This is a genomic window from Synechococcus sp. CS-1328 (assembly GCF_025128095.1).
GTDB lineage: Bacteria > Cyanobacteriota > Cyanobacteriia > PCC-6307 > Cyanobiaceae > CBW1002.
In genome coordinates, this window is the sequence record NZ_JAHLYT010000004.1 from 1 (window position 1) to 25,326 (window position 25,326).

Annotated in this window: 22 protein-coding genes and 1 tRNA gene; 9 read left to right on the forward strand and 14 right to left on the reverse strand. The window is 67.4% G+C overall.

Annotated features, from left to right (window positions below):
- Positions 1–176 precede the first annotated feature (176 nt).
- Positions 177–890 (forward strand): hypothetical protein, encoded by a 714-nt coding sequence (locus KQ310_RS00320; RefSeq protein WP_259719805.1) that lies wholly within the window; start codon positions 177–179, stop codon positions 888–890.
- A 39-nt stretch (positions 891–929) separates the two neighbouring features.
- Positions 930–1,151, forward strand: a complete 222-nt coding sequence (locus KQ310_RS00325) for a hypothetical protein (protein ID WP_259719806.1) — start codon at positions 930–932, stop codon at positions 1,149–1,151.
- Positions 1,152–1,612: 461 nt separating this feature from the next.
- On the opposite strand, the gene KQ310_RS00330 is transcribed toward KQ310_RS00325, so the two are convergent.
- Complete coding sequence (locus tag KQ310_RS00330) at positions 1,613–2,590, reverse strand: N-acetylmuramoyl-L-alanine amidase (RefSeq protein WP_259719807.1); 978 nt, start codon at positions 2,588–2,590, stop codon at positions 1,613–1,615.
- Positions 2,590–4,119: a cysteine--tRNA ligase gene (cysS, locus tag KQ310_RS00335; protein ID WP_259719833.1), complete on the reverse strand. Its 1,530-nt coding sequence runs from the start codon at positions 4,117–4,119 to the stop codon at positions 2,590–2,592. Before cysS ends, KQ310_RS00330 begins: the two co-directional genes overlap by 1 nt.
- Before the next feature lie 89 nt (positions 4,120–4,208).
- On the opposite strand from cysS, the gene gmd reads away from it, so the two are divergent.
- Both gmd and KQ310_RS00345 read left to right on the forward strand, forming a co-directional pair.
- Positions 4,209–5,369 carry a GDP-mannose 4,6-dehydratase gene (gmd, locus tag KQ310_RS00340; protein ID WP_259719808.1) on the forward strand — a complete coding sequence of 387 codons (1,161 nt, stop codon included), beginning with the start codon at positions 4,209–4,211 and terminating at the stop codon, positions 5,367–5,369.
- Between the two features lies 1 nt (position 5,370).
- Positions 5,371–6,360 carry a GDP-L-fucose synthase gene (locus KQ310_RS00345; RefSeq protein ID WP_259719809.1) on the forward strand — a complete coding sequence of 330 codons (990 nt, stop codon included), beginning with the start codon at positions 5,371–5,373 and terminating at the stop codon, positions 6,358–6,360.
- A 79-nt stretch (positions 6,361–6,439) separates the two neighbouring features.
- Here the strand turns inward: KQ310_RS00345 and KQ310_RS00350 are convergent, their stop codons facing one another.
- The 3 genes from KQ310_RS00350 to KQ310_RS00360 form a co-directional block, all read right to left on the reverse strand.
- Complete coding sequence (locus KQ310_RS00350) at positions 6,440–6,886, reverse strand: universal stress protein (protein ID WP_259719810.1); 447 nt, start codon at positions 6,884–6,886, stop codon at positions 6,440–6,442.
- 103 nt (positions 6,887–6,989) lie between these two features.
- On the reverse strand, positions 6,990–9,107 hold the full coding sequence (locus KQ310_RS00355) for a cation:proton antiporter (RefSeq protein ID WP_259719811.1): 2,118 nt from the start codon (positions 9,105–9,107) through the stop codon (positions 6,990–6,992).
- Positions 9,108–9,118: 11 nt separating this feature from the next.
- Entirely contained in the window at positions 9,119–9,712 is a 594-nt protein-coding gene (locus KQ310_RS00360) for a ParB-like protein (RefSeq protein WP_399237263.1), read from the reverse strand.
- Between the two features lie 449 nt (positions 9,713–10,161).
- On the opposite strand from KQ310_RS00360, the gene KQ310_RS00365 reads away from it, so the two are divergent.
- Positions 10,162–11,250: a sirohydrochlorin chelatase gene (locus KQ310_RS00365; protein ID WP_259719835.1), complete on the forward strand. Its 1,089-nt coding sequence runs from the start codon at positions 10,162–10,164 to the stop codon at positions 11,248–11,250.
- Between the two features lie 404 nt (positions 11,251–11,654).
- Positions 11,655–11,900 carry a DUF2811 domain-containing protein gene (locus KQ310_RS00370; protein WP_259719812.1) on the forward strand — a complete coding sequence of 82 codons (246 nt, stop codon included), beginning with the start codon at positions 11,655–11,657 and terminating at the stop codon, positions 11,898–11,900.
- Positions 11,901–12,068: 168 nt separating this feature from the next.
- Here the strand turns inward: KQ310_RS00370 and KQ310_RS00375 are convergent, their stop codons facing one another.
- The 6 genes from KQ310_RS00375 to KQ310_RS00400 all read right to left on the reverse strand — a co-directional run bounded on the left by KQ310_RS00375 (position 12,069) and on the right by KQ310_RS00400 (position 16,800).
- Entirely contained in the window at positions 12,069–13,850 is a 1,782-nt protein-coding gene (locus KQ310_RS00375; RefSeq protein WP_259719813.1) for a GMC oxidoreductase, read from the reverse strand.
- Positions 13,851–14,035: 185 nt separating this feature from the next.
- A tRNA-Met gene (locus KQ310_RS00380) sits at positions 14,036–14,112 on the reverse strand.
- A gap of 101 nt (positions 14,113–14,213) precedes the next feature.
- Positions 14,214–15,182, reverse strand: coding sequence for an asparaginase (locus KQ310_RS00385; protein ID WP_259719814.1), 969 nt, complete (start codon positions 15,180–15,182; stop codon positions 14,214–14,216).
- 57 nt (positions 15,183–15,239) lie between these two features.
- Positions 15,240–15,743: a CGLD27 family protein gene (locus KQ310_RS00390; protein WP_259719815.1), complete on the reverse strand. Its 504-nt coding sequence runs from the start codon at positions 15,741–15,743 to the stop codon at positions 15,240–15,242.
- Positions 15,744–15,761: 18 nt separating this feature from the next.
- The gene (gene rsfS / locus KQ310_RS00395; RefSeq protein WP_259719816.1) at positions 15,762–16,172 is read right to left on the reverse strand and encodes a ribosome silencing factor; all 411 of its coding nucleotides are present in this window, start codon (positions 16,170–16,172) and stop codon (positions 15,762–15,764) included.
- Complete coding sequence (locus KQ310_RS00400; protein WP_259719817.1) at positions 16,165–16,800, reverse strand: DUF3318 domain-containing protein; 636 nt, start codon at positions 16,798–16,800, stop codon at positions 16,165–16,167. Before KQ310_RS00400 ends, rsfS begins: the two co-directional genes overlap by 8 nt.
- Positions 16,801–16,930: 130 nt before the next feature.
- Here KQ310_RS00400 and carB point away from each other — a divergent pair, with 130 nt between their 5' ends.
- The 3 genes from carB (at position 16,931) to KQ310_RS00415 (ending at position 22,528) form a co-directional block, all read left to right on the forward strand.
- Positions 16,931–20,257 (forward strand): carbamoyl-phosphate synthase large subunit, encoded by a 3,327-nt coding sequence (gene carB, locus KQ310_RS00405; RefSeq protein WP_259719818.1) that lies wholly within the window; start codon positions 16,931–16,933, stop codon positions 20,255–20,257.
- 104 nt (positions 20,258–20,361) lie between these two features.
- The gene (locus tag KQ310_RS00410; protein WP_259719819.1) at positions 20,362–21,090 is read left to right on the forward strand and encodes a DUF3386 domain-containing protein; all 729 of its coding nucleotides are present in this window, start codon (positions 20,362–20,364) and stop codon (positions 21,088–21,090) included.
- Positions 21,091–21,121: 31 nt separating this feature from the next.
- Complete coding sequence (locus KQ310_RS00415) at positions 21,122–22,528, forward strand: alanine/glycine:cation symporter family protein (RefSeq protein ID WP_399237266.1); 1,407 nt, start codon at positions 21,122–21,124, stop codon at positions 22,526–22,528.
- A gap of 202 nt (positions 22,529–22,730) precedes the next feature.
- Here the strand turns inward: KQ310_RS00415 and KQ310_RS00420 are convergent, their stop codons facing one another.
- The 3 genes from KQ310_RS00420 to KQ310_RS00430 form a co-directional block, all read right to left on the reverse strand.
- Entirely contained in the window at positions 22,731–22,961 is a 231-nt protein-coding gene (locus tag KQ310_RS00420) for a DUF6447 family protein (RefSeq protein WP_259719820.1), read from the reverse strand.
- Positions 22,962–22,987: 26 nt separating this feature from the next.
- The gene (locus tag KQ310_RS00425) at positions 22,988–23,287 is read right to left on the reverse strand and encodes a hypothetical protein (RefSeq protein ID WP_259719821.1); all 300 of its coding nucleotides are present in this window, start codon (positions 23,285–23,287) and stop codon (positions 22,988–22,990) included.
- Positions 23,288–23,565: 278 nt separating this feature from the next.
- Positions 23,566–25,302, reverse strand: a complete 1,737-nt coding sequence (locus KQ310_RS00430; protein WP_259719822.1) for an ABC transporter ATP-binding protein — start codon at positions 25,300–25,302, stop codon at positions 23,566–23,568.
- Positions 25,303–25,326: the final 24 nt, after the last annotated feature.

Genomic DNA, 25,326 nt, shown 5'->3' on the forward strand with positions numbered 1-25,326 from the left:
GATCGCCTTCCTCCGTCAACACAGCCGCTTCGCTGACCATCGCCACCTGGTTCTGCTGGCCTGGATGGTGAGCGGGCTGCTGCTGAGCCAGACCGTCTGTTTCGACCATTGGAAGGTTGCGCTGCCGCTGGGTCGGTGCCTGGCCGCCAGCTGGCAGCGGCGCGCTCAGCGCTGGCTTGGCCGCCCGCATCGATGTGGAGGTGCTCTACAGCCCGCTGGTGCTCTGGGCGATCCAGCCGTGGCAAAAACCTCTCCACACCTTGCATCTGGCCCTCGACACCACGGTGCTCTGGAACCGCTTCTGTGTGGTGATGGTCTCTGTGGTCTGCCACGGCAGAGCCATTCCGCTGCTGTGGCGAACGCTCGAGCATCCGAGTGCCAGCGTCAGCGCTGAGGTCGTGATCGCTCTGCTGGAGCGGGCCAACCTGGTGCTGGCCCGCCCCGTCGGCATCGCTTCCACTGAGCCCTGGACTCTGGTCAGCAACCTCGATCCTGCGCTGGATCTGGTCTGGAGTTACGGCCAGCGCTTCTGCTGTGAGCAGCTGTTCCGCGACCAGAAGTCGGGATCTTCCAGCTGGAGAGCAGTGGTCTGCGCGACCCTGATCGGATCGATCGGCTCCTGCTGGTGGTGGCGATCGCCCTGCTGGTCAGCAGCCTGCAGGGATTTGCCGTCAGCCTGGCGGGTGAACGCCGCCGCGTTGATCCGCACTGGAGGCGCGGCCTCAGCTTTGCGCGCATCGGTCTGCAGTGGCTGCAGCAGACCGTGGTGGATGCCGGCCGTGCCTTGCATTCCCAGCCGCGGCGTGCGGCGGCGGCAGAAACAGCCCTGGTTCACGCGGGTGGAACTGCCGCCACCGCCACGCCCAACCGCGCAGCTGGCGGTCGCATGACTGTCTCAATTGAGAAGTGTCGGGCAGTCAGGCCCAGAGGTGGACTGGATCCTCCAGCCTGATCTTCAGGAACGGATGCAGGCCCTCAATCAGGAGCACAGCGCCACGATCCGCAGCGATGCGGTTCTGGACGACTACAACTGCTCCTCCTATCCCCTCAACTGCCTCTGGTATTTCAGCGACCGCCGCCGCCGTGGAGAACGCCGTGGTATCTGGCGGCGGCGCTTGCTGGCGCAATGGTCTGCCCAAGAGCAGCCCTAGGCTGATTCATCCTGGCCATGCGCGGCCTTTGTTCCCAAGGCGATGGGTTTCGATCCTCTGCAGCCTTCCTCCCCCAATGGCGACCTCCGGGCCGGTGGTTCGGCCCGGACTGGGATTGTGACCGCCAGAAAGACGAGGCCATCAAGATTACGGAGCTGATCGATCTGGTCGTTGGTTACCAGATTCGCAGAGGTTGCTGGGAAGCGTCGGAATCCCGCCAGCCCTTTCGATCCCGAATCCCACTTTTGATCATCTCCCGACAAGGCGGCTCGTAGGTGCTTTGAAATTGTCTTCCAAGCGGACATTCTCTTTTGGCGGGCCATCTCCTTTTTGCGGACAAAACTTCGTCCTCAATATCGCGACTGGTGCGCATGAATGCAGCCTGGCATCATGCCGGACCTTGTTGCCATGGCCACAGACGCCTGGCTGCTTTGGCCCTGCAGTCGCAGCCCCGCAGCCCCTCAGCCGCCCCGCCGCTCGCCCAGGACAAAGGGCTGGTAGGTCACCGTGATGCCGAATTCTTCGGCGAATTCGAGCACGCGGCACCAGGCGCGGCTGAACGCTGCACCGCCCGCCGTACCGCCTCCCGTACTGCCGGCCGCATCTCCGGCCGCATCCGGCCGCAGGATGCCGCGCAGGATCACCGGGGCGTTGCCCCCCTGCAGGGCCATCTCAAACAGGGGGTAGCCGATCGAATCCTGCACCGCATCGTCTCGGTAGAGCGGCGCCACATCGTTGCTGCCGATCAGCAGGCGTCGCTGCAGGGGATTCCACTCGTAGGGGATGTCGTAGAGACTGAGCAGGTCAGCGGCCAGGGCCCAGGAGCTGCCGTTGGCGTCGATCTCCACGGCCAGTTGCCTTTTACGGGCCGTCATCGTGCTGGGGCGGCGGAAGGTCAGGGGTGCCGGCGCCATGGATCCGCTGGTCGACGCAGTGGAGCCACTGGCCGGCGCCTCTCCCCGCAGGTAGGCCCGGATCTTCTGGCGCAGCACCTCACCGCCATCGTCGGGCCCGCCCTTGCGCAGCTGCATGAAGTCCCAGCGTTCGCCGCTGCCGCCCCAGGCCACCGGGCCGTAGTTGTCGTGCAGGAGCCGCCCATCGCGGTTCGACGCCGCTTCGGCGTGGGTCATCACCCGTTGGATCGTGATGTCGTCCGCGCTCCACTCCCAGCTGCGGGCCACCTCCGCGGCTTCGCGGCACATCGCCTCGATCTGGGCGGCGGTGGGGGGCATCGTCCAGGGATCAGGCACGCCGCCCATGCAGGCGCAGGAAATCGCGACCGAATTGCTGTTGCGCCGCCAGGTGTGGGCGTTGAGATCGATCGTGTAGGAGTGCAGCCGGTGCAGGTACCCGTCTCCGGCCACGATGGTGTGATAGGCGCCCGAGCGCACCCAGTTGTAAGGGGTGGCACTCCAGTGCAGGTAGATCGTTGCGGCCATCAGCTTCGAATCCAGTCGGTCACACCGCCGGGTTTGTCGATCAGCTCCACACCCTGCTGCTTGAGTTCAGCTCGGATCCGATCGGCGCTGGCGAAATCACGGGCGGCCTTGGCGGCCTGGCGTTCGGCGATGCGCTCGAGGATCGCTGTGTCATCAGCAGTGTCATCAGCTGTTTTGCCGGCTTTCGTTGCGGCTTCGCTTGTTCCGGCTTCGGCAGACGTGGCCGCGGCAGAGCTGAATGTGACCACAGTGGCGCCCAGCTTGCGGTTTTCCGCCATCAGGCCCAGCACGCCGGCCAGCTCCACCAGCTCCTGCCAGCGTGGGGCGAGCTCTGCGGCCTCCTCGCTGCGGGCGGTGTCGCCGCGCTCCAGGCGGTTGGCCAGAGCCTTCAGCGGCCTGGCCAGCTCAAACAGCACCGCAAGGGCTGCCGCTGTGTTGAGGTCGTCGTCCATGGCGGCCCGAAAGCGCTGCCGGGCTTCGCCAGGATTCGGGGCACCCCCGGACGCTGGCCAGCCCAGTGCCGTGCCGAACCGCTGGCCCAGTCCCAGAGCTGCATTCAGCCCCTTCCAGCCCGTGGCAGCAGCTTCGAGCGCCTGGTCAGTGAAATCGAGGGGCTTGCGGTAGTGGGCCTGCAGCACGAACAGCCGCAGGGTCATCGGGCTGACGCCACTCGCCAGCAGGGCCCGGATTGTGGTGAAGTTGCCGAGCGACTTGCTCATCTTCTCGCCGCCAACATTCACCATGCCGTTGTGCAGCCAGGTGCGGGCCAGCTCCTGGCCCGTGGCAGCCTCCGACTGGGCGATCTCGTTCTCGTGGTGCGGAAAGATCAGATCGGCGCCGCCGAGGTGGATGTCGATCGTGTCGCCCAGTTCCTCGCGCACCATCGCAGAGCATTCAATGTGCCAGCCGGGCCGGCCGGCCCCCCAGGGTGACGGGAAACTCGGTTCCCCCGGTTTTGCCGCCTTCCAGAGCGCGAAATCGAACGGGTGGCGCTTGCGGGCTTCCTCCGCCTGGCTGACGCGCCCCTCGGCGTTCTGCTGCTGCTCGCCCAAGTCACGACCCGACAGCTTGCCGTAACCGGCGTGCTGCATCACGGCGAAGTACACGTCGCCCTCGACGGAGTAGGCGGCTCCCTTCGCTTCCAGCTCCGCGATCAAGGCACGGATCGCATCCAGGCTGCCGGTGGCCCGGGGCATCCGGTCAGGCGGCAAAATGTTGAGGGCGGCCATGTCCACCCGGAAGGCCTCGATGTTGCGCTCACTCACCGCCTCCATCGAGCTGCCCTCTTCGGCGGCACGGCGCAGGATCTTGTCGTCGATATCGGTGTAGTTCTGCACGAAGGTCACCGCGTAGCCGCTCCAGAGCAGGTAGCGGCGCAGCACATCCCAGACGATGTAGCTGCGGGCATGGCCCAGATGGCAGAGGTCGTACACCGTGACCCCGCAGCAATAGAGGCTCACCTGCCCGGGCACCAGCGGCTCGAACGGCTCGGTGCGGCGGGTGAGGGTGTTGGTGAGCCGCAGGGTCACAGGCCGGCCGGTGGTGAGTGCTCTGGAGCGCACCGTACTGGCGTGCACGGCTTAACCTCCTCGCCATTGGCAATGGCGGCCCGCCAAGCATGCGCAAGACGGCACTGATCACCGGCATCTCCGGTCAGGACGGCTCCTACCTGGCGGAGCTGCTGCTGGAGAAGGGCTATGAGGTGCACGGCATCAAGCGCCGGGCCAGCAGCTTCAACACCCAGCGGATCGATCACCTGTACCAGGATCCGCATGAGCAGAACCGGGAAGACTCGGCGCCACCGCTGACGCTCCACTACGGCGACCTGACCGACAGCACCAACCTGATCAGGATCGTGCAGCAGGTGCAGCCCGATGAGATCTACAACCTCGGCGCCCAGAGCCACGTGGCGGTGAGTTTCGAGAGCCCCGAATACACCGCCAACTGCGATGCCCTCGGCACCCTGCGGATCCTGGAGGCGGTGCGGATTCTGGGCCTCACCCAGAAGACCCGCATCTACCAGGCCAGCACCAGCGAGCTCTACGGCCTGGTGCAGGAGATCCCCCAGAAGGAGAGCACGCCCTTTTACCCCCGCAGCCCCTATGGGGTGGCAAAGCTCTACGCCTACTGGATCACGGTGAATTACCGCGAGGCCTATGGCATGTATGCCTGCAACGGCATCCTGTTCAACCACGAGAGCCCGCGGCGGGGCGAAACCTTCGTGACCCGCAAGATCACCCGCGGTCTGGCCCGCATCGACGCCGGGCTGGAGCAGTGCCTGTTCATGGGCAACCTCGATTCGCTGCGCGACTGGGGCCACGCCCGCGACTATGTGGAGATGCAGTGGCGGATGCTGCAGCAGCAGGGACCGCCGGAAGACTTCGTGATCGCCACCGGCCGCCAGGAGAGTGTGCGGCGCTTCATCGAGCTCGCGGCTGAGCAGCTGGGCTGGGGCGGCATCAGCTGGAGCGGCGAGGGGGTGAACGAGGTGGGCCGTCGGGCCGGCACCGATCAGGTGGTGGTGCGGATTGACCCGCGCTACTTCCGCCCCGCCGAGGTGGCCACCCTGCTGGGGGATCCCAGCCGCGCCAAACAGAAGCTGGGTTGGACCCCCACCACCACCCTCGAGGAGCTGGTGGCTGAGATGGTGGCGGAAGACAAGCAGGAGGCGGCCAAGGAAGCCACCCTGCGCCGCGAAGGTTTCCAGGTGGTGGGGTCCATGGAGAACCCCCCCACCTGCCCCCTTGTGATCGAACAGGCCGGCCAGGGGCTGGGTTGAGATGGCGGCGGCGATCGAGGGGCAAGGGGGTGCCTCACGGATCAGTCCCGCCGATCGGATCTTTGTGGCCGGGCACAGGGGCATGGCCGGCGGGGCGATCTGCCGGGCCCTGGAGCGGCGGGGTTATCCCCATCGGCTCACAGCCGGCCGCTCCGAGCTGGATCTGGAGGATGCGGTGGCGGTGCGCCAGTGGTTCGAGGCGAATCGGCCGGAGGTGGTGGTGCTGGCGGCGGCCAAGGTGGGTGGTATCCACTTCAACGACACCTACCCCGCCGATTTCCTGCTCGATAACCTCAAGATCGAGACCCATGTGATCGAGAGTGCCTGGCGTTGCGGTAGCCGGCGGTTGCTGTTTCTCGGCAGCAGTTGCATCTATCCCCGCATGGCGCAGCAGCCGATTCGGGAGGAGGAGCTGCTCACCGGGCCGCTGGAGCCCACGAATGCGTGGTATGCGATCGCCAAGATCACTGGCATCAAGCTGTGCGCGGCGCTGCGGCAGCAATACGGATTTGATGCGATCAGCCTGATGCCCACCAATCTCTACGGGCCCGGCGATAACTACCATCCGACCCACAGCCATGTGCTGCCGGCCCTGATCCGCCGCTTCCATGAGGCCAAGCTGGCCGAAGCCCCCAGCGTCACCTGCTGGGGCACTGGATCACCGCTGCGGGAGTTCCTGCATGCCGATGATCTCGGCGAGGCCTGCGTGCATGCCCTGGAAACCTATGCGCCAGATCCAGCCGATCCGGTGCAGCACCTCAACGTGGGCACCGGGGTCGATCTGCCGATCAATGAGTTGGCCCAGTTGGTGGCCGGTGCGGTGGGGTATCAGGGCGAGATCCTCTGGGACACCAGCAAGCCGGATGGCACCCCCAAAAAACAGCTGGATGTGAGCCGGATCGAGGCGACGGGCTGGAAGGCCCGCATCCCTCTGGCCGAAGGGCTGGTGAGCACCTACGCCGATTTCCTCTCTCCTGGCACGCGTCTCTGAACAACTCCGGAACGCGCCAGCAATAAAACCCTGCCACCAGACTCAGTAGTGCTGCCCTCAGCTCGGTCGCATCGGACCATCAGCGCACTACCAGCACCGGACAGGGGGCCTGCACCAGCACTCGCTGGGTTTCGCTGCCCAGCAGCAGGCTGATCAGGCCGCGCCGGCCATGGGAGGCCATCACGATCAGGTCGCAGCCGAAACGCTCCACGGCCTCGAGAATGATGCTGTGCACCCCGTCGCCACTGCTGCTTTCGGTGGTCACGGGCACGCCCGCCTGCTCCGCCACCGCCCGGGCTTCCGCCAGGATGCGCGTGGAATCGTCTCTGGCGGCCTGCAGCAGGGTTTCAATTGTGGTGGGCTCCACCATTTCGCCCATGCCCACCAGGGCAAGGGCCACGTTCTCGCGCACATGCAGCAGGGTGATGCGGCTGCCCAGGCTGCGGGCCAGCTCCACCGCCTGAATCACGGCCTTCTGAGACGCTTCTGAGCCATCGGTGGGCACCAGCAGATGGGCGTAGGCCATGGCGGCGGCGGCAGCGCATTCCCTGTCTAGACAGGAGCTGCGGCTCTGTCGTCCAGGTTGTCACGCACGCTGATCTGGTTTGCGTTGTTCAGGTATAAGTTGCTCAGTGCAGCGGGTCACTGATCACCAGGGTGGAGCAGCTGAGCCGGCGCAGCAGCCAGCTGGCGCGGTCGCTGGCGGCGATTGGCAGGCCGCCCACCAGCCGCCGCTGGGAACGCAGGATCACCAGATCGTGCAGGCTGGCCTGCCGCAGGATGCCGGCCTCGATCGCCAGGCTGGGCACCAGTTGCACATCCACCGCCACCGGCTTGTGGCGTGCATCCGGACCGGGCAACCACTGCTGCAACTGCTGGCGGATCTGCTGGCGTTCGCTCTCCGGCAGGCGCGGATCGTGCAGGTGCAGCAGGGTGATCCTCATCGGTCCTGTTGCCGCCCCTCCCGCTCCAGCCAGGGATCGCGGATCGTTGCCGACGCTGTTGGCGATGCGCTCGGCCAGTTGCACCTGCTCCAGGGCGCTGGAGGAGAGGTCTTTGATCGGCACCAGCAGGCGACGCAGCTCACGTGGGTCGTGGCGCAGGCTGGTCACCACCACGGGGCAATGGGCCTGGCGGCAGAGCCCATCCACCAGATCACCGAACAGCCAGCGGCCCAGGCGCGCCGGTGATCCCACCCCCACCACCAGCAGGTCGGCCCCCTGCTCCAGGGCCGCCCTGGCGATGCCGCCGGCCACCTCGTGATCCACCCGCAGCAGGGGGCTGCTGGGGAACTGAAGCTCCCGGCTGATCGCTTCGGTGTCGACCAGCAGCTGGCGGGCCCGGGCCAGGTCTGTGGTGAGGGCCAGGGAACCCTGCCGTTCCGCCTCGGATCGGGAGGGGGTCACCACCGCCAGCGGCAGCACCAGACCCTCGCGGCCCTCCTCACCGCCGATCAGCTGGCTGGCCATGCCCAGCAGCGCCCGCTCGCTGGCGGGGTTGGCGATCGGCACCATCACCCGCAGGGCCCGGTGCACCAGCGCCAGCTGGCCCGAGGTATCGGCCTGGAGTGCGGCGGTGCGCTCCTCGCGCAGGCGGGCCATCGCCACGCCGGTGAGGGCCGGCCCCAGGATCGCCGTCACCACCATCATCGCCAGCACGCTGTTCAGCACCGTTTCGTTGAGCAGCCCGGCGCGGTATCCCACGGTGGTGGCGGCCAGGGTGGCGGCCACCTGGGGCAACGACAACGACCAGAGGGTGAGCACCTCGGCGCTGCTGTAGCGGTAGATCAGCCCTGAAATCCAGGAGGCCAGGCCCTTGCTGGCGATCAACACCGTGATCAGGGCGGCCGCAAAGCCGAAGCCCACCACGGTGCGCAGGAACACCGGCACGTCGAGCAGCAGCCCCAGATCGATGAAGAAGATCGGGATGAACAGGCTGGCCCCCACCACGATCACCTGCTCCTTCACCGGACCCTCCGGCAGCACGGCGTTCACCGCCAGACCGGCGAGGAACGCCCCCACGATCTTCTCGACCCCGGCCAGTTCCGCGCCAACGGCGGAAAGCAGCAGGGCCAGCAGCACCGCCACCAGCAGGCGGCCGTCGCCATCAACACTGCGGCGCACCAGGGCATGACCCAGGCGCCGGATCACAACGACGGTGGTGACGGCGAAGAGGGCCACCTTGAGCAGCAACCCGATCAGCCCCACGGCCGAGAAATTGCCAGCACCGAGGCTGATGCACAGCGCCAGCACCAGCAGGGAGGCGATGTCCGTGAAGATCGTGCCGCCGATCGCCACGGTCACCGACTCTTCCCGCACGGCGCCGTAGCTGCGCACGATCGGGTAGCCCAGGGGCGTGTGGGAGGCCAGGATCGAGCCCAGCAGCACGGCGCTCACTGCCCCGAAGCCGCTGGCGAAGCCCAGCGCCGTGCCGGCGGCCATCGGCAGGCTGAAGGTGAGCAGCCCGAAGCGGAAGGAGCGTTGGCGGATCCGCTGGAACTCGGCCAGGTCGATCTCCAGACCGGCGATGAACAGCAGATACACCACGCCCACATCGGAGAGCAGGGTCACGGTGGGGCTCTCGGCCGAGAGCCAGCCGAGGGCATGGGGGCCCACCAGCACGCCCGCCACCAGCAACCCCACCAGATCGGGCAGCCGCATCCGCCGGAACAGCGGTGGCACCAGCACGCTCAGGGCGAGCAGCAGCGCGAAGCTGCCGAGCGGATTGGCGGCCAGGAACGTCGCCACGCTGGACTGGCTCAAAGACCCTGCCAGCCGGCCAGGTGGGAGGCGGCGGTGGAGCGGGCCAGGGCCCGGGCGGCAGGCAGGGCTGGCTGCAGGCGCAGGGAGCTGAACGGCGGCAAGGAGCGGCGGCGCAGCCAGGCGCCCCAGCGGAATTCGTGGAACGGAATCAGCGGCGCCGGGGCGATCACACCCTCCTGCTTCAGCTTCCAGACCAGGCTGCGGTAGGGGTCGTCCTGCAGTTCCCCCAGATGGTTGGGAAGGGCGGCGGGATCGAGCGGACCATGGCCGCGGCCGTTGTACAGATACAGCCAGCCCCGTTGATGCAGGCTGCTGAGGCTGGCGTCGAGCTCTGCGGTTTCGATCTCCAAGGCCACGTAGCCGAAGGCGGTGGCGGTTGGATCGAGGCAGAACAGACCGCTGAGCCGGTGGTGGCGGTCGACCATCCAGAGAAGCCCCGCGGCGTTGCGCGCCATCGGAACAGGCTTCTTGCGCAGATAGGCGCGCCGGTCTTCGAGGCTGTCGCGGGAGAAATCGGCGTGGCGTCGCTGCACCTCGGCCCGGCCCACGCACAGCTGGGTGGGCCGCAGCGAGGCGATCGGCACCTCCAGCAGGGTTTGATCCTGCTGGGGTGGAGGCAGGGGGTCGTAGGGGAGAAGGTGCAGGGGTCCTGCGCGAATCTCGCCATCCTCGCGTGATCAGCCCTTTGACAACAGGGTGACGAGGCCGATCTGGTCAAGGATTCCCTGATCGGTGAGGGCTTCGGGAAGCACTCCGATCACGAAGCCGATCACGCCGCCAAGCATGGCGGTGCGGCTCTGGCAGCTCCCGGTTGGCTGGGCTGCAGCGGCCTCGGCGCCGGATAGGGTCGGCTCCTGCTCAGGATTCCATGGCCCCTACTTCCGTTCCGGCGCCGGAGTGGCTGCCGCAGGCCAACCCCGTGTCCACTTCAGCTGTGACGTCTGCTGCTGAATCCACTCCAGCTGGGATCAGTGCCGCTCAGGATCAGCGTGCCGCCCCGGATCGGCCGGTGGAGAGTGCCCAGGGGCCGATCGGGGTGATGGTGTGCGGCCACGGCAGCCGCAACCGGCTGGCGGTGGCGGAGTTCGCCGCCCTGGCCGAGCAGCTGCGCGCCCAGCTGGCGCCGGTGCCGGTGGACTACGGCTATCTCGAGTTCGCCCGGCCGATTCTGCGCGATGGCCTCGATCGCCTGCGGCAGCAGGGGGTGCGCCATGTGCTGGCGGTGCCGGCGATGTTGTTCGCCGCCGGCCATGCCAAGAACGACATCCCCTCGGTGCTCAACACCTACGCCGCCGAGACGGGCCTGGTGATCGACTACGGCCGCGAGCTGGGCGTCGACCTGAAGATGATCCAGGCGGCCGGCGCCCGCATCCGCGAGGCGATCGAGACCGCAGATGCCGCCGCCCGCGCCCGCGGCGAGGAGCCGGTGGGCCCGCACGACACCTGCCTGGTGGTGGTGGGGCGCGGCTCCTCCGATCCCGACGCCAACTCCAACGTGGCCAAGGTGACGCGGATGCTGGTGGAGGGCTTCGGCTTCGGCTGGGGCGAAACCGTGTATTCCGGCGTCACCTTTCCCCTGGTGGAGCCGGGGCTGCGGCAGGTGGTCAAGTTGGGCCACCGGCGGCTGGTGGTGTTCCCCTACTTCCTCTTTTCCGGCGTGCTGGTCAGCCGGATCCTGCAGCACAGCCAGCGCGTCGCAGACGACCATCCCGATGTTGAGATGGTGTCTGCGTCTTACCTGGGCGATCACCCGCTGGTGCTGGCCACCTTTGCTGAACGGGTCGACGAGGTGCTGCGTGGCGACACCGCGATGAACTGCTCCCTCTGCAAGTACCGCGCCCAGGTGCTTGGTTTCGAGCTGGAGGTGGGGGCGCCGCAGCACAGCCATCACCACCATGTGGAGGGTCTGGTCGAGAGCTGCACCCTCTGCGAGCGCGAATGCACCGGCGCCTGCCAGCCCGATGGTGTGCCGATTCCGCTGGGGGCGGCAGCCGTTGCCCACAGCCATGGGCCTGAGCACGACCCTGCCCAGAGCCATGAGCCTGCTCAGGAGGCGGAGCCCGGTCATCACCATGCCCCCTACCCCCACGCCGACCACCCCCTGGGCCCACGAACCCTGCGCGGCTGAGGGTCAGCGGTGGGGTCAGTAGGCAGGTCTTGACTCTGGGATTCACGACCTAAGTCTTAAGAGACACGTTGACGATCAGCAAGGCTGATCGGTGCCGCTGGCAGGCCTGTTTCCCGGCTTCCCGGCTGTTTTCCCCAGAACCAGGCTTGCTTTTCCCCAGGTGTTCGGCTTGGGGCCTCGCTGGCGCAGGCGGTGCTGGGGAATACGTCGATTCCCCAGGCGCCGCCCTTGACACCCGTCTGCTGGGGGCAACGGTCGCAGGGACGGGCCCCTGGCCTCTCGGCAGATCCCTTGCTGGAACAACTATCTCGGCGGTGAGACCCCGGAGTGCAGGGCGCGATGGCTGCCTTTGACGGAGTGCTGGCCGCCGTGGCCTACTGAAGGTCTCAATCGCTCAGGCATTCATGGCAGCTCCCTCGGCAGGCTTCAGCGGCAGCGTCGGCAGTGACCCTGCCTCCAGCCGCGTCAGCCTCGAGGCCGAGGTACCGGAAGCCCTGTTCGATGGCATGCGCGACTTCCTTGGCCACCATCCCCAGTGGGACCAGTACCGGCTGATGACCTCCGCCCTGGCCGGCTTCCTGTTCCAGAACGGCTGCACCGACAGCTGCGTGACGCAGCACTACCTCAACGGATTGTTCCTGCGGCCCTGAGGCCTAATAAAAAAGGCGGGAGTGCCAACCCCCGCCCCTGGTTTCTCCCTTGCCCGACCCATTGGAAGGTCGCCCGCAAAGTGTGCGGGCAAGGCGCCACAGGGATTGTGGTGATCGACACCGCTTTGGGCCCAGGGTGAGCAGCCCCTGACCGAATCGGACTGGCCTTCAGGCAGCCAGCCCTTGATCACCCCGGCTCAGCCGCTCGGCGGCGGCGGCGCAGGCGCGCCAGGTGATCGCCATCTCGGTGAGGGTGGGGCTCTGCCAGCCGGCCGTGGGCCAGCAGGCCCCATCAACCACCAGCAGGTTGGGGGCCCGCCAGCACTGGTTCCAGCGGTTCACCACCCCCTCCGTCTCGCCAGCGGCCATGCGGGCCCCGCCCAGCTCGTGGATGTAGTAGCCCGGCGGTGCTGCCCCTGAGGCGAAGGCGGCGCCACGCTTCACCAGGGGTTCCACCAGGGGCAGCACGTAGAGCTGGTCGAGCGGGCGGATCGTGCCGCCGGCGCTGGCCACCGCCGCCGTGATGCGGCGGTGCATGTGATCCACCATCCGCCGCTCGTTCTCGCCCCAGCGGCAGTCGATGTGGGCGGCCGGCAGGCCCCAGCCGTCGCGCAGATCGGGATCGAGGCTCACCCGGTTGTGCGCCTGGGGCAGCACCTCGCCGTGGCCGATCAGGAAGCCCACGGCTTCGCCTGGCCGCCGTTGGAAGGGCCGCGGCGGATCCATCCGCTGGATCGCGCACCAGAGCCCGTAGCCGCGCAGGAAATCTGGAGGGGAATCGTCCATTGCCCCGCCCAGTGCCCCTGTCTTGCCTAGTGCAGCGGTCTTGCCCGGCGTTGCTGATCTGCCCAGCGCAGCGGTCTTGCCCAGCGCAGCGGTCTTCATGCTCGCGGGCAGGTTCACGGTGTTGGGGATGAAGCAGCTGCCCGCCCCCGATAGCTCGGTGGGCCCCTCAGGCGCTGACTGGTCGGGGATCGAGAAGAAGCGGCTGGTGGAGATGTGATCCATCAGGTAGCGCCCCAACGTGCCGGAGGGATCCACCAGACCGCCGCTGCGTTGCTCCTCGCTGGAGTGCAGCAGGATCCGCAGCGTCTCGATCGTGGAGGCGCACAGCACCACCAGCCGCGCCGTCTCGCGTTGCAGGGTGCCGCTGCGGCCATCGATGAACACCACCGCCTCGGCCCGGTTGCCGCCGGCGTCGAACTCCATGTGGCTCACCACCGCTTCGCTGCGCAGCTGCACGCGCCCTGTGGCCCGCGCTCTGGCCAGGGCACCGCCGGGGGAGCTGGAGGCGGGCCAGGGCCTGTCGGGGCTGGGGCGGTGCAGGGCAAAGCCACGGGAGGAGATCAGGGGCAGGGCCAGGTCGCGCCCGATGCAGGCCCCCAGGTGCCGTTCCGCCGGGGTGAGGGGCAGGGGAGGCCGGGTGTCGCCATCAGGGAGCTGGGGCAGGCCATCGCGGCCGCCGTGCACCCCCAGAAACCGCTCCAGCCGGCTGTAGTACGGATCCAGGTCGCGGCTGCCGATCGGCCAGCAGGGGCCGTGGCCATCCCGTTCGGCAGCCCGGAATTCCGCCTCCGACAGCCGCAGGGTGATGCCGCCCCAGGTGAGGCTCTTGCCGCCCACCTGGCGACCGCGGCTCCAGAGGAAGGGCCGATCCGGCGGCGTGCTGTAGGGCAGGGCTCGCTCATCCACATAGAGCCGTGGGTTGGCCTTCCAGTAGCCCGGGTGCTCGGCCTGCAGGCGCTGGCTGCCGGCCATCAGGTTGCTGATCCGCCGCAGGCTGTTGGCCGGTTCGCTGCCCAGGGCCTGGCGCGGACTGAGATCGGGGCCGGCCTCCAGCACCAGAACCCGGGCGCCGGCTTCCGCCAGCACCATCGCCGCCACACCACCGGTGGCCCCTGACCCCACCACGATCGCGTCCCAGGGTTCGGGGGAAGAGGAGGCCGGCACCAAGGGGCGGCGGGAATTGCTGCGGCGAAGCTACTGCTGCGGTGTCGCTGTGCCAGCGGGTTGCTAAGCCAGCTGGTCGCAATGCCAGCTGGTCGCGACGCCAGTTGAAAAGGTTGAGGGCCGATGCGATCTGACCACAAAAAAAAGCCCTCGGCTTTCCGAGGGCTTGGTGGTGATCGTGAAGTTGGTGGCGGGGGCGAGATTTGAACTCGCGACCTTCGGGTTATGAGCCCGACGAGCTACCAGACTGCTCTACCCCGCGGCGACCCCAGAAAGATACCACTTGGGGTGTCCGCACTGAACCCTGGAGCTCCTGATGCCTGGCCCCGGCTCAGTTGCAGCACCGGTCAGTTGCAGCACCAATCAGTCGAAGCGCAGTTCGCCGTTCACCTGCAGCTGGAGGTGGGGGGCGGGTTGCAGGAAGCGGCCCCGCAGTTCATCGAGGGTCATGGGCATCAGCCAGTCGAGCTGTTCCAGCAGATGCAGGGCCACGGCGTGCTTGGCGCGGGCGGAGCCGTCTTCCACCTTGATCGCCACACCCAGGCCTTCCCCCACACGGCTGAGGCACTGAATGCCCTCGGCGCCGCCCTTGCTCACCACCTGGCCGTGGCTGTGGCGCATCAGTTCGGTATCGAAGCGGCCTTCGCCGGCCACCAGCTCAGGGTGAGCCAGCATCGCCCGCGAGAGCCGCTCCAGGTCGGGCTGCTGTGAGGCCCCTAGGTGGGCGAACAACAGGGCCATCTGGGCCAGCTGCAGCTGCAGGGTCGGGGCGCCGCAGTCGTCCCGCGCCGACACCAGCTCGGCCGCGGGCAGGGCCAGCAGCTCCGCCACCCGCTTGCGCACCTCCTGCTGCAGGGGATGGTCATCAAGCAGGTAGGTCTCGCGCGACCAGCCCATGCGGCGGCAGGCGGCCAGAAAGGCGGCGTGTTTGCCGGAACAGTTGTGCTCCAGCGGACTGGTGGCACCCGCCGGAACGGGGCACTGCAGCTGCTCGGTTTCCAGATCCGCCTGCCATAGCAGCTTGAAGGCCTCGCGGGCATGGGCCGGGGTGCCGGCATGGGAGGCACAGGCGATGGCCAGGCCCCGATCACTGCTGTCCCCCATGTCGGCGGCGCCGCAGCTCACGAACACGGTGGCCTGGAACGGCTTCTGGGCCGAGCGCATGAAGCTGAGCCGCTGGGGGTCCCCTGCCCGCATCAGCACCCGGCCGCGCTGATCGCACACCACGGCATGAACCCGGTGGCTGGATTCCGGAATCCCCTCGCGCAGGAGGCGCACCTCCAGGGGCGGAATCCCGGGCCGGGAGCTGCCGAAGCTGGAGGACAGAGTCATGCGGGAGTCATGAATCAGCGGGTGAACGCCTCCGGCCTGCGGGTGCCCGGCAGAGGTTCAGAGAGCCTGACAGAGGCTGGTCCCGCACAGCAGCAGGCCAGCGGCCAGGGCCAGGGCCTGCTGCAGCCGCTTCAGCACCGGCCGCACCTGGTGCTTGGACACGAGCAGATCCTGGCTGCGCCAGGCCAGCGGCTTCTCCCAGACCTGGCCGTCGTACCAGCCGGATTCCTCGTACTCCACCCGCTCCGAGAGCAGCCGCTTGTACACGAAGGTCCAGCCCAGCCACTGGCGCAGCAGCAGCAGCAGGGGAACCACCACCGCCGCCACCAGGCCCGAGACGATCAGCCGTGGCAGGTCGTGGCGCAGGGGCACGCTGCCGCTGGCGATCAGCAGGGTGAGGGGGGCCACCAGCAGCCAGCTGATCGCCAGGGGCCGCAGCAGACCGGCCAGATCGTTCGACGGCCAGGCGAAGAACCAGGAGCGGCAGAGCTGGCCGTACTCCTCAAGCGGGCGCTGCTCCGGCGGCACCGGACAGGGGGTGTCGATCGCCGGGCCAGCCATCGGGACGTGATGCGTCCGTCAGGACGCCGAAAGCTGGGCCGAGCCTAGATAGCGCTGCTGTTCGCCGTGGCCCCAGAAGGCTTCCAGGTCGTAGAAGCTGCGCTCGTCTGGGGTGAGCACGTGCACGATCACTTCGCCGTAATCGATCAGCACCCAGCGGCCTTCGGCCTGGCCTTCACGGCGCAGGGGCAGGCGGCCCGCCTCGGCTTCGAGCCGGTCTTCCACCGAGCGGGCGATGGCACGCACCTGCACGTCCGACAGACCGCTGCAGATCACGAACCAATCGGCCAGGGACGACACCTCATCGACCCGGATCAGGCGGATGTCCACCGCCTTGCGGTCGTCGCAGGCGTCAGCGGCCAGGCGGGCCAGGGCCTCACTGTCCTGCGGGTCGATCGTGCTGGGTGCGGGGGCGAAGGCTTCAGCCATAGACGTTCTCACTGGTGACGGACTGACGGGACCCCTGCTGCTGGGCCATCTCGGCGCGGGCTCGTTCGGCGCTCTTGCGCAGGGCTTCGAGCCGGTCTTCGTAGAAGCCGCGCTTTTTCTTCTTGCGGGTCTGCTCCACCAGCGCCTTGAGGGCACCGCCGAGGCTCTTGTAGGCGTTCGGCAGGCTGTAGCCGAAGCGGGTGGCCAGATCGATCGCTCGCTCATCCGCCGCGATGGCGTCCTGCAGGCGCTTCTCCGAATTGTTCTTCAGGTAGAGCCGGTAGCCGGCGAAGCCGGACAGGCCCAGGGCCATCATCAGCAGCAGGCCGTCCTGGACCCAGAGTTCGCCGATGGCGCCGCCGAGGCCGATGGCCAGGGCCGCCATCTCCCAGCCATCGCGGGGAACGGCATCGTTCTGGATGCGGCCCACCTCATGCCAGAAGAGGAGATTGCGGTGGTCGAGGGCCAGTTGATCCCAGCTCTCCAGATCAACCTGGATCTCGACCTCGTCACGGCCGATCTCCTCGATCGTGATCAGGGGCGGATCGGCGGAGGCGGCCGCTTCCACGAACACCCAGCTCTGCATCTCCGGTGGCAGCTGCCCCTTCAGGCGCTGGAGTTCACTCATCGACAGACGCACCAGTGGATCCTCAGCTCACGTTAGCGAGGGCCTGGCTCAAGGCGATATTGGTGCTTTCCGGAACGGGAACCCGCCGAGGCGCGTGAGAGGCTGAGCGCGTTTGGCTTCCGCCCCGCCCATGCCCCGCCGCACGGACCTGCGTCGCATCCTGCTGCTGGGCTCGGGACCGATCGTGATCGGTCAGGCCTGCGAGTTCGATTATTCCGGCACCCAGGCCTGCAAGGCCCTGCGGGCCGAGGGATTCGAGGTGGTGCTGGTGAACAGCAATCCCGCCTCGATCATGACCGATCCGGACATGGCGGATCGCACCTACATCGAGCCGCTCACCCCCGAGGTGGTGGCTCGGGTGATTGAGATCGAGCGGCCCGATGCCCTGCTGCCCACCATGGGCGGCCAGACCGCCCTCAACCTGGCGGTCACCCTCGCCCGCGACGGCACCCTGGCGCGCTACGGGGTGGAGCTGATCGGCGCCAACCTGGAGGCGATCGAGAAGGCCGAAGACCGCGACCTGTTCAAACAGGCGATGGAGCGGATCGGTGTGGCCGTGTGCCCCTCCGGCATCGCCACCAGCCTGGAGGAGGCCGAAGTGGTGGGCGAGCAGATCGGCGGCTACCCGCGCATCATCCGGCCCGCCTTCACCTTGGGCGGCTCCGGCGGCGGCATTGCCTACAACCCCGATGAATTCCGCGCCTTCTGCAAGAGCGGTCTGGAGGCCAGCCCCGTCTCCCAGATCCTGATCGAGCAGTCGCTGCTGGGCTGGAAGGAGTTCGAGCTGGAGGTGATGCGCGACACCGCCGACAACGTGGTGATCGTCTGCTCGATCGAGAACCTCGATCCCATGGGGGTGCATACCGGTGATTCGATAACGGTGGCGCCGGCCCAGACCCTCACGGACCGGGAATATCAGCGCCTGCGCGATCAGGCGATCGCGATCATCCGCGAGATCGGTGTCGACACCGGCGGCAGCAACATCCAGTTCGCGATCAATCCCGCCAACGGCGATGTGGTGGTGATCGAGATGAACCCCAGGGTGAGTCGTTCCTCCGCCCTGGCGTCCAAGGCCACCGGCTTCCCGATCGCCAAGATCGCCGCCCGCCTGGCGGTGGGCTACACCCTCGACGAGATCATCAACGACATCACCGGCGCCACGCCGGCCTGCTTCGAGCCCACGATCGACTACGTGGTGACCAAGATTCCGCGCTTTGCCTTCGAGAAGTTCCGGGGCAGCTCGCCGGTGCTCACCACCTCGATGAAATCGGTGGGGGAGGCGATGGCGATCGGCCGTTGCTTCGAGGAGTCGTTTCAGAAGGCCCTGCGCTCGCTCGAGACCGGCCATGCCGGCTGGGGTTGTGACCGGGCCGAGCGGCAGCTGGAGAGCACGGAGCTGGAGCGGGCCCTGCGCACCCCCACCCCCGAACGGATCTTCGCCGTGCGCGACGCCATGCTCGCCGGCCGCAGTGACGCGGACATCCATCAGCTTTCAGCCATTGATCCCTGGTTCCTGGCCAAGCTGCGCGGCATCGTCGAGGCCGAGAGCCGGTTGCTGCAGGGGCGCCAACTGGGGCAGCTCAACGCTGCCGCCCTGCTGGAGCTCAAGCAACTGGGCTTCTCCGACCGCCAGATCGCCTGGGCCACGGGCAGCGACGAACTGGCGGTGCGGCGTTATCGCCAGGGCCTGGGGGTGCGGGCCGTGTTCAAAACCGTGGATACCTGTGCCGCCGAATTTGCCTCCAGCACCCCGTATCACTACTCCACCTACGAGCGCCCCCTGGAGCGCATCGCCGCCGACGGTTCGCTGCAGCTGGTGCCACCGGAAGACGAGGTGCAGCCCGAGACCCGCCGCAAGGTGATGATCCTCGGCGGCGGCCCCAATCGCATCGGCCAGGGCATTGAGTTCGACTACTGCTGTGTGCATGCCTCCTTCGCCCTGCAGGAGGCCGGTTTCGCCACGGTGATGGTGAACAGCAACCCGGAAACGGTGTCCACCGATTACGACACCAGCGACCGGCTCTACTTCGAGCCCCTCACCTTCGAAGACGTGCTCAACGTGATCGAGGCCGAGCAGCCGGAGGGGGTGATCGTGCAGTTCGGCGGCCAGACGCCGCTCAAGCTGGCGATTCCCCTGCTCCATTGGCTGAACAGCCCCGAGGGCGCAGCCACCGGCACCCGCATCTGGGGCACCTCGCCGGAATCGATCGACCGCGCCGAAGACCGCGAGCAGTTCGAGGCGATCCTGCGCCAGCTGGAGGTGCGCCAGCCGCGCAATGGCCTGGCCCGCACCGATGCCGAAGCCCGGGCCGTGGCCGCCAGAGTGGGCTACCCGGTGGTGGTGCGCCCCAGCTATGTGCTGGGCGGGCGGGCCATGGAGGTGGTGGCCGATGAGAGCGAACTCAACCGCTACATGGTCGAGGCGGTGCAGGTGTCTCCCGACCATCCGGTGCTGATCGATCAATACCTCGAGAACGCCACCGAGGTGGATGTCGATGCCCTCTGCGACCGGGAGGGCCGGGTGGTGATCGGTGGCCTGATGGAGCACATCGAGCCAGCCGGCATCCACTCCGGTGATTCGGCCTGTGCACTGCCATCACGCTCGCTCGGCACCGAGGCCCTGGCCACCATCCGCCAGTGGACCGAGTCCCTGGCCCGCTCTCTCGAGGTGTGCGGCCTGATCAACCTGCAGTTCGCCGTGCAGGGGGATGCCGCGACAGGCCAGACCGTGTACATCATCGAAGCCAACCCGCGCGCCTCCCGCACGGTGCCGTTTGTGGCCAAGGCCACCGGTGTGGCCCTCGCCAAGGTGGCCAGCCAGCTGATGGCCGGAAGCACCCTGGTGGAGCTCGGCCTCACCTCCGAACCGGTGCCGCCGCTGCAGAGTGTCAAGGAAGCGGTGCTGCCGTTCAAGCGCTTCCCCGGATCCGACACCGTGCTCGGACCCGAAATGCGCTCCACCGGCGAGGTGATGGGCAGCGCCCGCAGCTTCGGCATGGCCTATGCCAAGGCCGAGATCGCCGCCGGCGATGCCCTGCCTACCGGGGGCAGTGTGTTCCTCTCCACCCACGACCGCGACAAGGCCGGCCTGCTGCCGGTGGCCCGCAGCCTGCATGGGCTCGGCTTCTCCCTGATCGCCACCAGCGGCACCGCCGCCGCATTGGAAGACGGCGGCCTGCCGGTGGAGCGGGTGCTGAAGGTGCACGAGGGTCGGCCCAACATCGAGGACGCGATCCGCTCCGGCCGGATCCAGCTGATCATCAACACCCCGATCGGCCGCCAGGCCGCCCACGACGACACCTACCTGCGCCGGGCAGCACTCGATTACGCCGTGCCGACGGTGACCACCCTGGCCGGTGGCCGCGCGGCGGTGGAGGCGATCACGGCGCTGCAACAGCAGACCCTGGAGGTGATGGCCCTGCAGGACATTCACCGGGTCGCGGCGCCTGCGGCCTGAGCACTGGCAACTGGCCGCAGCAGGCCTAGTCCCCCGGCCGCAGCAGGCCTCAACACCGGCCGCAGGCGGCCTGGGTAGGGTTTGGCCACCATCTCCTGCTGTCCATGACCCTGGCCTCCAGCCCCACGGCCGCTACGACCGCAGCCTCGACCGCCGCTTCCAACGCCGCTCCTGCCGGCGGCAGAGTGCCTGCGCCCGGTAGTGATTGCACCGCCGCCTTCCGGGCCGCCTACGAGAACCGCTACACCTGGGATCCCGGCTTCGGGGGGTACCGCGGCCGCTGTGTGTGGCAGCAGGGCGAGCGGCGGCTGGAGGGCAGCTTCACGGTGGGCGCTGATCTGAAGGCCACGGTGGAGGGATTCGCCGATGAGGAGGTGCACAAGGCCGTGGCCTCCCAGCTCTGGGAAGTGGCGATCCACCGGGTGCGCCGCAGTTTCGAGCAGACCCACGGCGCCAATACCTTCACCGCTGGCGAGACCGATGCCGTGGGTACCGAGGTGATCGTGGGTGGCAAGGGTGACGGCGACCGCTACCGCATCCACAACGATGTGGTGACCATGGTGCATCGCCACATCCACGGCACGGTGGTGACGATCTTCACCGAGAGCACCACCGACACCGGCCATGGCTACCTCAGCCACAGCTACACCAGCCAATACAGCGACCCGGCCACCGGTGCCAGCCGCGGCGGCCTCAGCCGCTTCACCGATACCTTTGTGCCCCTCACCGAAGCCGGCCCCTGGGTGCTGGGCGAGCGGGTGATCGACACGGATTCGGAAGACGACGCTGGCCGCCAGAGCTTCCGATTCGAGGATCTGCAGCCACTGGCCTGAGGGCTGGCCACGGGGGCGTGCCCGTGAGACCATCGGCGCACTTGCTCCCATTCACGTCTTCCAGGTTCTCGACCAGATCAACGGCATTGTCTGGGGTCCGATCACGCTGTGGTTGATCGGCCTCACCGGCCTCTACCTGATGGTGGGTCTGGGCTTTATGACCCTGCGCCGTATCGGTTTCGGCTTCCGCCAGGCCATCGGCTCGATCGGCAACACCAAGGGCGAAGGCGATGTGAATGCCTTCGAGGGTCTCACCACCGCCCTTGCCGCCACGATCGGTACCGGCAACGTGGCCGGCGTTGCCAGTGCGATCGCGACCGGGGGCCCCGGGGCGGTGTTCTGGATGTGGTTGATCGCCCTGGTGGGGATGGCCACCAAATACGCCGAATCCGTGCTGGCGGTGCACTACCGCGAGGTCGATGCCCTCGGCGAACACGTGGGCGGGCCGATGTACTTCATCCGCAACGGTCTGGGTCCGCGCTGGGCCTGGCTGGGGGTGTTGTTCGCCATCTTCGGCACCCTGGCCGGCTTCGGCATCGGCAACAGTGTGCAGTCCCATGAGCTGGCCCTGGCCCTGCACAAGTCGATGGGGGTGCCGGAACTGGCCACCGGAATCGTGATGGGTGCCATCACCTTTCTGGTGCTGATCGGCGGTATCGAGCGGATCGGCAAGGTCACCGAGGTGGTGGTGCCCTTCATGGCGATCGTCTATGTGCTGGGCGGGATCGTGATCCTGGTGGGCAACTACGACCGCATCCCGATGGCCTTCGGGGTGATCTTTTCCGATGCCTTCACGGCTCAGTCGATGGCGGGTGGGGCCCTGGGGGTGATGATCCAGAAAGGCATTGCCCGTGGCATCTTCTCCAATGAAGCCGGCCTCGGAACGGCGCCGATTGCCCAGGCGGCCGCCAAGCCCGGTGATCCGGTGCTGCAGGGCAGTGTGGCCATGCTGGGCACCTTCATCGACACCATCGTGGTGTGCTCGATGACGGCCCTGGTGATCGTGATGAGCGGCGCCTACGAATCCGGTGAAACCGGTGTGGCCCTCACCATGAGTGCCTTCGACTGGGGCATGCCTGGCGGCATGTGGCTGGTGACCTTCGGCACGGTGTTCTTCACAGCAACCACAATCCTGGGCTGGGGCTACTACAGCGAACGCTGCCTTGAATTCCTGGTGGGAGTGCGGGGCATCAAGCCCTTCCGCTATCTCTGGGTCGTGGCGGTGGTGCTGGGCGCGATCAGCTCCCAGTCAGGTCCCAATGCCCTGGCCCGGGCCCAGACCACATCCATCGTGTGGACCATCGCCGATATCCTCAACGGCCTGATGGCGATCCCGAACCTGATCGGCTTGCTGCTGCTCTCGGGCACGGTGTTCGAGCTCACGCGCAGCTATAACTTCGATCCGGTGGTGGTCGACGACTCTGCAGACCAGGATTGAAGCGAAAGACCAGGATTAAGGGCACCTCGAAAAATTCCGATTCCCCACGGATGCACCGGGTGAGACTCATTGCCTGGCATGAGCGACCCCGATCCGGTGGTCCCAGCAAGGCCAATTTTTTGAGGTGCCCTTAAGGAACCCCTGAAATGGGTTTGTCTCAGCCAACTCCCTGTTTCAGGGGAGTTGGCTGGCAAGAGAGCGTTCAGCTGCCTTCAGGGATCGGGCTCACATCCTTGAGTTTGTCGTTGAGTTGCATCGCCATCGACTGCCGCCCAACCGCCAGCACTTTGAGCGTGTCTTCGTGCATGCGCAACTGGGCGTCAGCCACCTGCATGCCTCGCACCAGCTCCTTCACCTCCTGGGGAAGGGAGTTGAGGTCATAGCGGTTGCCCTCAAAGGTCAGCACAGGAGGTTGCTGGTTGGCGTCGGTCACTGGAAACCCATGTCTCAGGCCTCAGCTTAGGCAGGGGCGGCCGGGCGTTTGAAAATGAACATCAACAGCGGACCAACCTGGGCCGCCTCCACCAGTTCCCAGCGATCGCGTCCCAGCTGGTTGAGAAAGAATTGCAGCTGCTCAGCCGGATGCACGGGCTTGCGGGCGGCTGCCGTGTACTGATCGGGAAATTCCCGTTTGAGGAACTCCGGGCTGAGCGAACCACCGAGCTTGGCGCTGTCCTGCTTGGGATTCGGGCCCCCGGGTGGGTTGTTGTTGTCCACGTTGATGTGCAGCACCCGGTACTCCCAGCCCGGGGGAGCCACCGGCTTCTTCAGGGGATTCGGGGGCTGATTCCCTGCCTTGGCCGGATCTGTTGGCGAAGACGAGCCCTGCACCGGTGTCTGCGAAGGGTTGTGTTGCGGTTCGCTTGGCTGCGGCTCGGGCGGTTGCCACTGGTTGTTGGGTTGCGGCTCGGGATCCATGACGCTTCTGGCAAGCAGGGGATCGGCCCCGCACCGCCCCAGTTTGCCAAGACGGCCCAGCCTGAGCCCAGATGGCTGGTTCAGGCCTGATGGCTTCTTCAGCCCAGATTGCAGCGGCTTCAGCCCAGATGAATGAACTGGCGTTCGCAGAGTTCGCGGTAGCGGCCAGCGTGACCCATCAGCTCCGCGTGGCTGCCCTGCTCGACGATCCGGCCTCGGTCGAGCACCACGATCTTGTCGGCGTCCTGCACGGTGGCCAACCGGTGGGCGATCACCAGCACACTCCGCCCCGCCATCGCCTGCTCCAGGCCCTGCTGCACTGCGTCTTCCGCTTCGGCATCGAGGGCGCTGGTGGCCTCATCCAGCAGCAGCACCGCCGGATCGCCCAGCACCGCCCGGGCGATCGCCAGCCGTTGCAGCTGGCCGCCGGAGAAGTTGCTGCCCCGCTCTTCGATGCGGCTGTCGTAGCCGAGGGGCAAGGCCTCGATGAAACCGGCAGCGTTGGCGGTGCGGGCTGCGGCCTGGATCTGCACGAGGCTGGCCGGCCGGCCGAAGGCGATCGCTTCGGCCACGGTTCCGGAGAACACGCTGCTCTGCTGGGGCACCAGCGCCACGGCCTGGCGCAGCTCGCGGGCCCGCAGGTTCGCCAGGTTCTGGCCGTCCAGCAGCACCTGGCCCGTGGCGGCCACATTGAAACGCAGCAACAGCGAGAACAGGGTGCTCTTGCCGGCGCCCGAGGGTCCCACCAGGGCCACCACCTGGCCCGGTTCGACCTGCAGGTCGAGGTTGTGCAGCACGGTGCTGCCGCCTGGGTAGCCGAAGCTCACCTGGTCGAGCACCAGCTCACCGCGCACCTGGCCGAGGGGCTGGGCATCGGCATGATCCGGCGGTTCGGTGGGTTCGGCCTCGATCGCCCGCAGCCGCCGCAGCGAGGCCTGGCCCTGCTGGAATTCGTTGAAGTTGGTGGTCAGGTGCGAGATCGGATCGATCAGCATCAACAGGGCCGCCACGTAGCTGCTGAAGCCCTGGCTGTCGAGACCACCAGCCTGGATCCGGGCCGCGCCAATCAGCAGCACGGCCAGGATGCCGCCGGCTTCGAGAAAGCCGACCACCGGATGCTGCAGGGCCAGTAGTTTCAGAGTTCGATACTTGGCGCGGCGGTGCAGGTCGATCTCCCGATCGAAGCGTTGCTGCAGCCAGGGTTCGGCCGCGTAGGCGCGCACCAGGGGCAGCCCGCCGATCGCTTCCCCCAGCAGGGCCGCCAGCTCACTCACCTGCTTCTGGCTGCGCTCGGCGGCGGTCATCACCCGGGCGCCGAAGACGCTCACCAGCAACGCCACCACCGGAGCCAGCAGCAGGGTGGCCAGGGCCAGTGGCCAGTCGAGCCACACCATGTAGCCCAGCACCACCACCAGCTGCAGGGCACTGGGGGTGGTGTCCTGGATGGTTTTGTAAATCACTTCGCCGACGCGGTCGGCGTCTTCGGTGAGCCGGTAGGTGAGATCGCCGGCCGACAGCTTTTCGAGGGCACCGAAATCAAGCTGCTGCAGCCGCGAGAACAGGCGGCGACGCAGCTCCTGGCTCACCTGCAGGGCAGGTCCGGCCAGCAGTGTGTCCTGGCCGAACTGGGCGGCCTTCTGCACCAGGAAGACCGCCAGGGCCGCCAGGATCGACTCGAGCACGCGGCGGAAATCGCCGGCGCCGATCGCCGGGATCAGGCGGCCCGCTAGCCAGGCCAGCAGCGGCCAGCAGGCCACGTAGACCAGGGTGCAGAGCCCTCCTGCCAGCAGGCGCCGCCGGTGGGGCGCCAGCAGGGGCAGGAGACGCCGGAAGCCGGCCGGCGAGGGTGCGAACATCGGCGAACCTTATCAATCGTCTGT

Coding starts and splice junctions, on each gene's coding strand:
- KQ310_RS00400 (WP_259719817.1), bottom strand. CDS start 16,800: ATGAGTGAACTCCAGCGCCTGAAGGGGCAGCTGCCACCGGAGATGCAG.
- KQ310_RS00370 (WP_259719812.1), top strand. CDS start 11,655: ATGGCAGCTCCCTCGGCAGGCTTCAGCGGCAGCGTCGGCAGTGACCCT.
- KQ310_RS00385 (WP_259719814.1), bottom strand. CDS start 15,182: ATGACTCTGTCCTCCAGCTTCGGCAGCTCCCGGCCCGGGATTCCGCCC.
- KQ310_RS00390 (WP_259719815.1), bottom strand. CDS start 15,743: ATGGCTGGCCCGGCGATCGACACCCCCTGTCCGGTGCCGCCGGAGCAG.
- KQ310_RS00430 (WP_259719822.1), bottom strand. CDS start 25,302: ATGTTCGCACCCTCGCCGGCCGGCTTCCGGCGTCTCCTGCCCCTGCTG.
- KQ310_RS00330 (WP_259719807.1), bottom strand. CDS start 2,590: ATGGCCGCAACGATCTACCTGCACTGGAGTGCCACCCCTTACAACTGG.
- carB (WP_259719818.1), top strand. CDS start 16,931: ATGCCCCGCCGCACGGACCTGCGTCGCATCCTGCTGCTGGGCTCGGGA.
- rsfS (WP_259719816.1), bottom strand. CDS start 16,172: ATGGCTGAAGCCTTCGCCCCCGCACCCAGCACGATCGACCCGCAGGAC.
- KQ310_RS00345 (WP_259719809.1), top strand. CDS start 5,371: ATGGCGGCGGCGATCGAGGGGCAAGGGGGTGCCTCACGGATCAGTCCC.
- KQ310_RS00410 (WP_259719819.1), top strand. CDS start 20,362: ATGACCCTGGCCTCCAGCCCCACGGCCGCTACGACCGCAGCCTCGACC.
- KQ310_RS00365 (WP_259719835.1), top strand. CDS start 10,162: ATGGTGTGCGGCCACGGCAGCCGCAACCGGCTGGCGGTGGCGGAGTTC.
- KQ310_RS00350 (WP_259719810.1), bottom strand. CDS start 6,886: ATGGCCTACGCCCATCTGCTGGTGCCCACCGATGGCTCAGAAGCGTCT.
- gmd (WP_259719808.1), top strand. CDS start 4,209: ATGCGCAAGACGGCACTGATCACCGGCATCTCCGGTCAGGACGGCTCC.